The organism is Oscillospiraceae bacterium, from assembly GCA_015068525.1.
Taxonomy (GTDB): Bacteria; Bacillota; Clostridia; order UMGS1840; family HGM11507; genus SIG450.
The window spans coordinates 1-2,758 of sequence record SVKJ01000055.1; the positions used below are offsets into that span (position 1 = coordinate 1).

Annotated in this window: 3 protein-coding genes; all 3 read right to left on the reverse strand. The window is 32.8% G+C overall.

The features are described from left to right. Positions 1–25: 25 nt before the first annotated feature. Positions 26–406 (reverse strand): hypothetical protein, encoded by a 381-nt coding sequence (locus tag E7419_08385; protein ID MBE7015193.1) that lies wholly within the window; start codon positions 404–406, stop codon positions 26–28. Positions 407–476: 70 nt separating this feature from the next. Next, positions 477–1,520, reverse strand: coding sequence for a WG repeat-containing protein (locus E7419_08390; GenBank protein MBE7015194.1), 1,044 nt, complete (start codon positions 1,518–1,520; stop codon positions 477–479). A 680-nt stretch (positions 1,521–2,200) separates the two neighbouring features. Further along, a complete protein-coding gene (locus tag E7419_08395) occupies positions 2,201–2,578 on the reverse strand; it encodes a hypothetical protein (GenBank protein ID MBE7015195.1) in 378 nt (125 codons plus the stop codon). Between the last annotated feature and the right edge of the window lie 180 nt (positions 2,579–2,758).

Below are 2,758 nucleotides of genomic sequence, written 5' to 3' on the forward strand. Positions count from 1 at the left end.
AATCAAGAAATGAACAAAAACCTTTTTACTCATTATTATCATATCCTTCATTCTGCATCAGCTCTTTTATTCGTTCGCCAATCAGTTTTTTCTCAAAAGCATCCGTTGAGTTTTCAAATTCATATTTCAATTTTTCTAAATCCCATTCCTCATAATCTCGTCTATGCAGTCCTTTTTCAGCAATTTCGCAATTTTGATTATAATTTGATACTGCTGTTTCTAATACTTTCATAGATGTTTTTGCAAATCCGGCAATAAACTTTTTCGCCGTTTCCTTGACTGGTTTTTTGGTTGTTATAAAACCTGTAGCACCGCATTCGCAAGAGTATTTTATCGTCTTGCCAGACAGGTTTATATCGTCTAAAAATATATCCCTTCCGCATTTATGACATTTGATGCTGTACATAAAATCCCTCCAATGTCTTATAGACAATAAAAGAGCTTCGGTTATAAACCGTCGCTCTGATAAAATGTCATTATGATATTTTTATAATGCCATACAGTCCATCACGGCTTACAATAGCATATCCATATTCGTTTATCTTTTCAGCCAAATCAAAAATTGGCTTTATCTTACAAAAATCACCATTATCTGTATGCATATAATATCCGTATTTAATTTCAGAGTCCCAATATGGAATGATTGTGTTTTCAGGTGTAAGTTCCTTCGGTTCTTCCATTTCAATAGGGTTTCCTTTGAGGTCAAAAAACTTAGGCGAATGGAAAGACTCTAAGCAGTATAGTATATAACTTTCTTCAACCTTGATTATAGCATAGCGGCAATTAACAATAGTATTATTCTGTTTGTCAATCACACCTTTTCGTATATCGCCCCAAGTATCAATAAAGCCTACACACGCAAGACCGTTTTTATTAAAAGGCTCGGCATAATCATATTTGCAAGGAATTACAAAATTGCCTGAATTATCTATATAGCCATATTGCTCCTTGCCGTCGTCGCAAACCATACTTGCAGATGCAAGTCCTTCTGAAAAATCAAACGCATCTGTAAAGCAAAAGTCTATAACAACATTGTTGTTTATATCAATATAGCCCCATTTACCATCTTTGCAAACACAAAACTTTTCCTCAGAATAACTGCAAATAAAATCATAGTCAAAAGGAATTATAATTTCATCATTTGGAGATATAACGCCAAATTTGTCATATAATCCTGCAACATACATATTATTTCCGGCATAATGTATAGTATTGTACTTACAAGCCACTGTATAGTTTATGCCGATTAAATGCTCGTCCTGTACCTGTATTTTTTCTTCATAGTTTTTACCGTATGCGATATTAAATTGAGCATCAACTTTGCCTTCAAAATCTTTTAACTTTCTCTGTAAACTTTCTATATTTTTAATCGTGCTTTTAGTTTGTGCGTTATCAATTTTTGCCCCTATTTCCTTTGCACTATTAACAACATTTGCTGCCTTATCTACTATACTTTCGACATTATCAGCTTTACCTAAATTGCTTATAATGCCGCCTGCGATTTTTGAAAACAATCCCATAAAGAAGCTCCTTTCTGCTTTAAGCTGTCTGAACGTGCGTAATAACTATTTTTTTGTTCATATATCCGGCTTTTCCGGACAATTCAGCCATAGCAACCCTTCTTGCTTCTGAAACGGTATTTGCTTCAACATAAATAATTAAACCTCTTTCAGTTCCAGCATTAAATCTTACCATATATTTTTTCATTTTCGTGTTCCTCCCTTATTAGTTAAAAGTATAGGTTTAGCATTACCCTCAAACAAGGGCATAATTTATATATAATTATATCACATTTACGGCTATTTGTCAATTTTTACACATAAATCCCATAACTCTTTTTTTCTGTGGGAAAATTTTTTATATTGAGATTCCAATATAAAACGATGTTGCTACCATCTAAAAATGCTTATTATTTTATAAAGTTGGTTGTTTTGGGTATGAAGAAATTTTTTTGATTTTTATAAAACAAACAAAGAGCTTTTATAAAACATTTCGGATTTTTTATAAAACATTCCGCCTAATTTATAAAAAATAACGGATTTTTTATAAATTATTTCGGCAAAAAAATATAGGGTGCTTTAAGCCCCTATACACGAATTCCGTATTCAAATATAATGCCAATTTCCGGCGCCGTAGAAAAATGGTCAAAAAAATAACAGCCGTGCGCTTCTACCTACACGACTGCTACCTTGAATTTCAATTATACAGGCTTTAATCCCAATCTTACCCTACTTATTATGTCAGCTAACCTTATTGTTCTTCTGTACTCTTTTATATTGTAGTCAGGTTGTAAGGCTGATATAACCTGAACGCCTAATTCATCAAAATGCTCCAAGTGGTCTAACATATCATTTATTTCCGGTAACATAAGGTCTGTTATTGTACCAATGATAACAACATCACCCGCATTCAGTTCCTGAAATAAATACATTAATTCTTTACACTCACCAGCATTATCTATGAAATAGTTGTCTCTGGGAACACCAATAGACATTGCCTTTGTGTATGCAATATCGGGATAACCCTTTCTATTTGCATACACATAAGGCACACCTGTAAAAGTATTTGATTGACTCATAATCAATCAGCTCCTTTCACAATATCTGTTTCTATTAACTCAATACCAACTTCCCCGATATTAAGATTAACTGAAACTGTTGTTTCATCTATCATAGACAAAGTTGCACTTGTTAAAAGAAAATCTTCACCCAGTCTTAATAGAACACTACCAATAGTTGAACCTACTTTAACCAAAAAA